General features: G+C 69.9%; 6 protein-coding genes. 3 read left to right on the top strand and 3 right to left on the bottom strand.

Going from position 1 to position 8,368, the window contains the following annotated elements:
• Both VF697_RS43205 and VF697_RS43200 read left to right on the top strand, forming a co-directional pair.
• A partial coding sequence (locus VF697_RS43205) for a Bax inhibitor-1 family protein (protein WP_331104607.1) occupies nt 1-209 on the top strand: 209 nt, incomplete at its 5' end.
• 103 nt (nt 210-312) lie between these two features.
• Entirely contained in the window at nt 313-1,149 is an 837-nt protein-coding gene (locus VF697_RS43200) for a phospholipid scramblase-related protein (RefSeq protein ID WP_331104606.1), read from the top strand.
• A 7-nt stretch (nt 1,150-1,156) separates the two neighbouring features.
• Here VF697_RS43200 and VF697_RS43195 read toward each other — a convergent pair whose 3' ends face one another.
• Nucleotides 1,157-1,492 carry a (2Fe-2S) ferredoxin domain-containing protein gene (locus VF697_RS43195; protein WP_331104605.1) on the bottom strand — a complete coding sequence of 112 codons (336 nt, stop codon included), beginning with the start codon at nt 1,490-1,492 and terminating at the stop codon, nt 1,157-1,159.
• 577 nt (nt 1,493-2,069) lie between these two features.
• Between VF697_RS43195 and VF697_RS43190 the strand changes: the two genes are divergently transcribed.
• Nucleotides 2,070-4,853 (top strand): vitamin B12-dependent ribonucleotide reductase, encoded by a 2,784-nt coding sequence (locus VF697_RS43190; RefSeq protein WP_331104603.1) that lies wholly within the window; start codon nt 2,070-2,072, stop codon nt 4,851-4,853.
• Between the two features lie 153 nt (nt 4,854-5,006).
• Here VF697_RS43190 and VF697_RS43185 read toward each other — a convergent pair whose 3' ends face one another.
• Both VF697_RS43185 and VF697_RS43180 read right to left on the bottom strand, forming a co-directional pair.
• Nucleotides 5,007-8,141, bottom strand: a complete 3,135-nt coding sequence (locus tag VF697_RS43185; protein ID WP_331104601.1) for a hypothetical protein — start codon at nt 8,139-8,141, stop codon at nt 5,007-5,009.
• 98 nt (nt 8,142-8,239) lie between these two features.
• Nucleotides 8,240-8,368, bottom strand: a 129-nt coding sequence (locus VF697_RS43180) for a sugar transferase (protein WP_331104609.1), incomplete at its 5' end; no start/stop codon positions are given.

The raw sequence follows: 8,368 nt of genomic DNA, 5'->3' as shown, positions 1-8,368 counted from the left end.
TGCTCAACTTCGTGGTGGGCTGCGCGGGCGTGGTCGTCTTCGCGGGCATGACGGCGTACGACACGCAGAAGCTGCGCGAGATGCACGCCGCCTCCGGTTACAAGTCGGTCGCCGCGCTGAGCATCGTCGGCGCGCTGACGCTGTACCTGGACTTCATCAACCTCTTCATCTCGCTGCTGCGCCTCTTCGGCGATCGCAACGACGACTAGAGCGCGCGGTTCGGGCACGGTGAGTGCCCCCAGGAAGAAGGCGGTGGGCTCCCGGGCCCGCCGCCTTTTTCTTTTCCGACGCATACGGACTAGGCTCTCCGGCATGAGCCACGAGCACGGCCGACGGCCACAAGACACGGGTGACCTCGAGTTGGACTGGAAGGGGCGCACCGCGCCAGAGCAGCGCGCCCAGGTGGCCGCCCAGGAGACCGCACTCGCCGAGTCGGGAGCGGGCCGAGGCGCCCCGGGGGATCCGCGCCACATGGGCCTGGAGCTGCGCACCGCGCTCGCCCCGCTGCTGGAGGGTCCGGGCCTGAGCGTGCGCCAGATCCACGAGTGGGCGGAGATCCTCATCGGCTGGGAGACGCGCAACCGCTACGAGGCCATCGACTCGAACGGCAGCTTCATGCTGTACATCGGCGAGACGGGCGAGGGCTGGGGCAACGCGCTGCTGCGCAACTTCTGGCCCTTCCGCCGGGTGGAGCTGGACTGCATGACGAAGGGGGGCACCCGGGCCCTGAGCCTCCAACAGCCCTGGACGTTCTTCTTCAACTACGTGGAGGTGACGGCCTGGGACGGGCGCCAGCTCGGCTACATCCAGCAGACCTTCGGACTGTTGCGCCGCACCTTCAACCTCTGCACCCCGGCGGGTGTGGTGATGGCCACCCTGGAGGGCCCGCAGTGGCGTCCGTGGACCTTCTACGTCAAGCAGCGCGGCGAGGAGGTGGCCGTCATCCGCAAGCAGTGGAGCGGCTTCCTCAAGGAGGCGATGAGCGACGCCGACAACTTCGGCGTGGAGTTCAAGCCGGAACTCACCGACCCCCGGCTGCGGCAGATGGTGCTCGCCGCCACCCTGATGGTGGACCTCTGCTACTTCGAGAACAGCGACAGATCGAGCGCGAGCAGCAGCGCGGGCTCCCTGCTCGACATCTTCGACTGAGCCGGCCCTACTCCGCGGCCTTCTTGCGCGAGAACGGCATCAGCAGCCGCTCCACGGGCTGGCCGCCCACGAGGTGCTCGTCGACGATGGCGGGCACGTCCTCGGGCTTCACCCCGCCGTACCAGGTGCCCTCCGGGTAGACGACGACCGAGACTCCGAACGAGCAGGTATCCAGGCACCCGGCCGCGTTGGCTCGCATCTGTCCCTTGAGGCCCCGCTTGTCCAGCTCCTCCTTGAAGCGGGCGCGGACCTCCTCGGCACCCTTTGAGGCGCAACAACCCTTGGGGTGCCCTTCGGGGCGCTGGTTCGTGCAGACGAATACGTGACGCTTGAAGGGAGGCATGTTGCCCTCCTAACGCAGCCAACGTGGGAAACCAACCACCTCGCGCGGAACCCGGCCGTGGCTTTCTTGCCTGGGGCACTCCCCGCCGTGAGGATTCGTGCACAGACTCTCAGCAAACATCCGCTAGTGATCACCGGCTTTTTCGTGGGAGTGACGCTACATGACTGGTCAGCCAATGACGCTCCATTGTTCAAGAGAGTTGATCAGCGGCCGAGCAGGCTTTAGATCGGCTCCCTCTCCGCGGTCCGGGGCCGCGGGAGTCCATCCGGACGTGGGCCCTCAGAGCGGTCACTGTCCCCTATTGGTAGGTGTCTCCATGGCAACGGACACAAGATCTAGGGGTGACGGAACCTTGACGGCCCCAGAACGAAGATCGTACCTTTGCCTACCTGCTCTCCCAGCAAGCGAGCAGGCAAGACCCCAAAACACAAGATTTTGACCCGACCTCACGCACCTCTCCTGACAGGAAAAGGGCGTGTTGGATCGAGATCACTTGATCCCAAGAGATCTCGCGGGCTTGGCTTTTTGCAAATTTTGCAGTCATACGACGAGTGAAAGCAGTACGGGAGGGTGGACCATGGAGCATGAGCTGAGCGCCACGGCAGGAGCACTGGACAGCAAGGAGCTGGGGGCGGGTCTGAAGAGGGCCCCTTCCGGCGGACTGACGGTGGAGCGGTTCTTCACGACGCCGGGCGTGGATCCGGCGGACGAGCTGGCCTGGGAGCTGCGCACGGCGTCCATCTCGGGCGAGGACGGCAAGAGCGTCTTCGAGCAGAAGAACATCGAGGTGCCCAAGTCCTGGTCCATGCTGGCTACCAACGTGGTGGCCTCGAAGTACTTCCGGGGCACGCCCGGCACCCCCGAGCGCGAGACGAGCGTGCGCAAGCTGGTGGGTCGCGTGGTGGACACCCTCACCCGCTGGGGCGCCGAGGGCGGCTACTTCGCCACGGCCACCGACCGTGACACCTTCCACGCCGAGCTCACCCACCTGCTGCTGCGCCAGAAGGCGGCCTTCAACTCGCCGGTGTGGTTCAACGTCGGCGTGGAGGAGCACCCCCAGTGCTCGGCGTGCTTCATCAACTCGGTGGATGACTCCATGGAGTCCATCCTCGGCCTGGCCAAGACGGAGGGCATGCTCTTCAAGTACGGCTCGGGCACCGGCAGCAACCTGTCCACCATCCGCTCCAGCAAGGAGCTGCTGGCCGGCGGTGGCACCGCGAGCGGCCCCGTGTCCTTCATGAAGGGCTTCGACGCCTTCGCCGGCGTCATCAAGAGCGGTGGCAAGACGCGCCGCGCCGCGAAGATGGTCATCCTCAACGCGGACCACCCGGACGTGCTGGACTTCGTGCGCTGCAAGTCCAGCGAGGAGAAGAAGGCCTGGGCCCTCATCGATGCCGGGTATGACCCGAGCTTCAACGGCGAGGCCTACTCCTCCGTCTTCTTCCAGAACTCGAACAACTCGGTGCGCGTCACCGACGAGTTCATGCGCGCGGTGGTGAACGACAGCGCGTGGACGACGCGCGCGGTGCGCGACGGCCGCCCCATGGACACCTACAAGGCGCGCGAGCTCTTCCGGGAGATCTCCGAGGCGGCGCACCTGTGCGGGGATCCGGGCCTGCAGTTCGACAGCACCATCAACACCTGGCACACCTGCTCGAACACGGCCCGCATCAACGCGTCCAACCCGTGCTCCGAGTACATGTTCCTCGACGACTCGGCCTGCAACCTGGCGTCGCTGAACCTGATGCACTTCCGCACCATCGACGGCGACTTCGACGTCACCGCCTTCAAGCACGCGGTGGACGTGGTGCTGCTGTCCATGGAGATCATCGTCGGCTTCTCCAAGTACCCGACGGAGCGGATCGCCAAGAACAGCCATGACTTCCGGCCGCTGGGCCTGGGCTACGCCAACCTCGGCGCGCTGCTGATGGCCACGGGCCTGCCGTACGACTCGGACGCGGGCCGCAACTACGCGGCGGCCATCACCTCGCTCATGTGCGGCCAGGCGTACGCGATGAGCGCGCGCATGGCCGGGAAGATGGGCCCCTTCGCCGGCTACGCGAAGAACGAGGAGCCCTTCCTCGGCGTCATCCGCAAGCACCGCAAGGCCGCCTACAACGTGCAGCCCGAGGGCTCGGGCACCGAGCTGTTCGAGGCGCAGAAGAAGGCCTGGGACGAGGCGCTCGCGATGGGCACCGAGTTCGGCTTCCGCAACAGCCAGGTGACGGTGCTGGCCCCCACGGGCACCATCGGCTTCATGATGGACTGCGACACCACGGGCATCGAGCCCGACATCGCGCTCATCAAGTACAAGAAGCTGGTGGGCGGCGGCATGCTGAAGATCGTCAACCAGACGGTGCCGCAGGCGCTCGAGAAGCTCGGCTACCCGCAGACCCAGGCGCAGGACATCATCACCTACCTGGACAAGCACGAGACGATCGAGGGCGCCCCGCACCTCAAGCCCGAGCACCTGCCGGTGTTCGACTGCGCCTTCAAGCCCGCCAAGGGCCAGCGCAGCATCCACTGGATGGGCCACCTGAAGATGATGGGCGCCACGCAGCCCTTCCTCTCGGGCGCCATCTCCAAGACGGTGAACATGCCGTCGGACGCCTCGGTGGAGGACATCGAGAAGGCGTACCTCGAGGCCTGGAAGCTGGGACTCAAGGCGGTGGCGGTGTACCGCGACGGCTGCAAGCGCACCCAGCCGCTCAACACCTCGAAGGACAAGGTGAAGGACACCAAGATGGCGGTGGCCGAGCCCGCGCTGGTGGCGGTGAAGGACGCCAACGCCATGCGCCGCCGGCTGCCGGACGAGCGCCGAGCCATCACGCACAAGTTCTCCATCGGTGGCCACGAGGGCTACATGACGGTGGGCATGTACGAGGACGGAACCCCCGGCGAGCTCTTCTGCGTCATGGCGAAGGAAGGCTCGGTGGTGAGCGGCCTGATGGACAGCTTCGCCACGGCGGTGTCGCTGGCGCTGCAGTACGGCGTGCCGCTGCAGGTGCTGGTGGACAAGTTCAGCCACACCCGCTTCGAGCCGAGCGGCTTCACCGGCAACCCGGCGATTCCGATCGCCAAGTCGATCATCGACTACATCTTCCGCTGGCTGGCGCTGAAGTTCCTGCCGAGCGAGCAGGCCGACGGCGTGGAGGCCGCGGTGGAGAAGCAGGTGGCCGTGGAGGCCGAGCCCAAGCCGGTGCAGGCGGCCCCGGTGGCGGCGCTGCCCATGTCCACGCCGCGCAGGACGTACCTCAACCAGGCCGACGCCCCGCCCTGCCACACGTGCGGTGAGATCATGGTGCGCAACGGCGCCTGCTACAAGTGCAGCAACTGCGGCACCACGAGCGGCTGCAGCTGAGGCAACCCGGTGAACTCGGGTTCAACCCCGGCCCTTGAAGAAGCGAGGGCCGGGGGCAAGGTGCCCCTTCGCTCCTGACGTGAACCCGAAGTCGAGGCTCCGGTGCATGCGCACCGGGGCCTTTTTCATTTCGGCGACGGCCCCGCGGCCACCTCAGCGAGCGCCGTCGTTGAGCCGGCCGTAGACCTCGGAGGCCTCCGAGATGAGCTGCTCCAGCTCCTGGAGCTCCTCGCTGCCGAACGGAGACGGCCCGCCGTCGATGACGACGAAGGCCACCGTGCGCTGGTGGAGCCGGATCGGCGCGGCCATCAGGTGCGAGAAGGACTCGCCCAGGGCGCCGAAGAGCTGCTCGTCCTCCTGGCTCTCCGGAACGCTGGAGATGATGGGCCTGCCATTGGCCGCGGCCGAGGCGAGGATCGACGGCGCCTCGAGGTCCACCTGCAGCGCCGAGACCGCGTGCTTGTCGCTCCCCGGGCCATACCCCCGCCCCACCCGGGCGAGGCCGAACGTCTCACCGAGGAGGAAGCCTCGCGGGAAACGCCCCCGGCAGTAGGACAGCAGCGCCTTGCCCAGCGCGCCCCGCGTCGTCGCCTGCCGCAGCGCCTCGAGGGCCTCCTGGAACTGGAGTCGGACCCCCGCGTCCTCGGCGCTCCCGGCCCACGCACCTTCCGCTCGCGCCGCACCCGCCTCCGGCTCGGCCGAGGGCTGCCAGGTCGGGATGAACTCGTGGACGGAGGCCAGTGGGATTTCGTCTCCCTGAGCGGCGTCCGTCCCGATGGAGCCGGACTCCGGCGTGGAGAAGTCCACTTCGATGGCTCGCCGCTGCCAGGGAGACGTGGGCACCTGGCTCAGGTTGGCGTCCGCCCCACTCTGCTCCAGGGGCTCCCAGTTCGAGGAGACCTCCATCTCCCCGGTGGGCATCGGCGGCAGCTCGACCGGCTCCGGGGGAACGACCCGGGCCTCACTCTCGAGGGGCGCCTCGGCCGGGCTGTCGCTCGTCGCCGGGGCGGTGGCCTCGACGGAAACGCTCGCGCTGTCCTCGGCGGGAGAAAGGGCCGACGGCGGAGGTACCTCCAGGACAGGCGCCTCGGGCGCCACTTCCACCTTCGACTCCTGGGCGGGAGGCGGCGTGACGGCGACAGGGGCCGCCATCGCGGCCAGCGGCGGCTCGCTCTCGGTGGCCGGGGCCCCGGCCTTCTCCGGAAGAGGCACAGCCTGCGCGGCGGGAGCCGGAATCGCTGGCGGAGGAGCCACGTCCACACGGGGCTCGGGCTCATGCGCAACGTCCGCGGCGGCCATCGGAGGCTGCGCCTCGGGCACCGGAGCGGCGGGCGCGGGCGGGGCGGGAGGCGCGACAGGTGTGGCCTCCTGAGGCGGCGCGGGCTGCGGCTGACTCACGACCGAAGCAGCCACCCCAGGAGCCGGGGCGGGCGACTGGCCGGTGGGAGCAGCCTGGGCGCCAGCGGCAGCCGGCGGCGCTCCAGGTGCCGGAGGACGCGCCGCGATGGCCGGTCCTGGCTGGCCCGCCGGAGGACGTGCCACTCCCGGTGCTTGAGGCGCTCCCTGCCCCACCGCCGCCCCGGGGCCGGACGAAGCCCCCACAGGAGCAGGAGGAACCAAGGCGGCTCCGGGCTGGGACAGCCCGGGAGCACTGCGGGGCGTCATGCCCGGAGGCAGGCTCTGCCCGGCCTGCGCGGGCCCGGCCGACACGGGCGCGGTGCCCGCCGGACGGGCGGCCGTCGGGGCACCCGGGGCAACGGGGGCCGAGGGTACGGCTCCGGCCGATGCACTCCCGGGAGCCGTCGGACCGGCAGCCGGTTTCGCGACCGCCGGAGGCTGCGGCAGTACGGCCCCGCTCGGTGCTCCAGCGGGCGTTGCCGACACGCCGGGCGCGGGAGGAGCCGCCGGCCGAGGAGGCACGGCCGCATGGGGCGCCACGGGTGCTCTCACTGCCGCCGGTGAAGGCTGCGCGGGCGCCGCTCCCACGAGTGCATGACCCGGCGCCGAGGACGCTCCAGGCTGCGGCCGTTGAGGCATCGCCGCGCCAGTCCCCGAGACAGGCGCCGCCGGAGCCGCGGACGGCCCCGAGGCCGAAGGCTGGGAAGGAGGCGGAACACTCCCCGGAGCGACGGGCGAGGGCTGCGGCCGTGGAGCCATGGCGCCAGCAGGAGCCCCGCCAGGAGCGCCCATCGGAGCCGCCGGAGGACGAGCGGGTGCGGCACCTGCCGGCGCACCCCCGGGAGTACCCGGGCCCGGCCCGGCAGGCGTTCCCACCACCGTCGGCGCGGGCTTCGCGGCAGGGCCGGCCGCCGGGGGCTGAGGGGCCGCCATCGGCGCGGGCCGCATCCCTGGAGGCTGACCCGGCAGCGGGCTCGCACCAGCGACGGCTCCGGAACCAGGCGTGGGTGCACCGGGAGCGGGCCGCACGGCGGCGGGGGCCGCCATCGGCGAAGGCGCAGTCGGGCTCGCGGCGGCCGGCGGAGTCCCAGGAGCTGGGCGCGGCGCCGAGGCCGGAGCTGGCTGGGCGGGAGTCGCGGCCGAAGGAGCCGTGGGCGAAGGCTGCGGAGCCGCCGAGGGGGCCGGGCGCACCGCAGAGGGCGGCTGCGGCGAGACCGGAGCCCCCTGCGTCGGAGGCATGGGCGAGGGCTGCGGAGCCACGGGCCGCTGCGGAACCGGAGCCCCCTGCCCCACCGGAGCCACCCGCGCCGCGGGCGCCTGGGCCCCGGCGACAGGCGAGGCGGGACCGTTCGGAGCCGGCGCCGGTGCGACGCCACTGGAGGGAGCCGGCGCGGCCACCACGGGAGCCGGCGCGGGCGGCGCGACCTTGGGTTGGCCCGGGCGCACGGGGCGCACCGGCTTGGGGATGCCGTAGTACTTCTCCAGCAGGGAGAAGAGACGCAGCTCCGGCACGATGGAGGGCACGATGCGCATGCCCGTGGCGAAGCCGAGCGCGTCCACGTGCTTCTGATCCTGCGGAGTCACCATCGCCACGCGCAGGCGGCGGCCCTCGACGGCGATCGGGCACGCCAGGTGGTTGCGCGCGAGCTCGGCCTTGAGCTGCGCCAGGGTCTCGGGCGCGACCGCGTCCAGCTCCGCCTCTGTCGCGAGGGGATAGTGGTACGTATCCGCCAGCGCCTGGCCCAACGTGCCCAGGTCGATCAGACCCAGCTCGACGAGGTTGGTCCCCAGGCTGGCGCCGTAGATGAGTTGAGACTTCAGGGCCTCATCGAACTGCGACTGGGTGATGAGTCCCTTGCGGACGAGAAGCGCTCCGAGCTGTTCGGCCATGGCGGGGCGATTCTAGTCCGGCTCCCCCCCGGGAGCGCAGCACGCTTGCCCTCGGGGCGTGCATCAGCGCACACACGCCCGAGTGTTCACGGTCACACCTAGTAGGCGTTCTTCGACAGGAAGCCGCCGAGTGCAGTGCGAATGAGAATCTTCAGGTCCATCAGCAACGACCAGTTCTCGATGTAGTACAGGTCGTATTCGATACGCTTCTGGATGGACGTCTGCCC

It is taken from the genome of Archangium sp. (genome assembly GCF_036388035.1).
In the GTDB taxonomy this organism is placed as follows: domain Bacteria; phylum Myxococcota; class Myxococcia; order Myxococcales; family Myxococcaceae; genus Archangium.
Note: the sequence above shows the minus strand (reverse complement) of the source record. Positions and strands in the feature narration are given on the sequence as shown.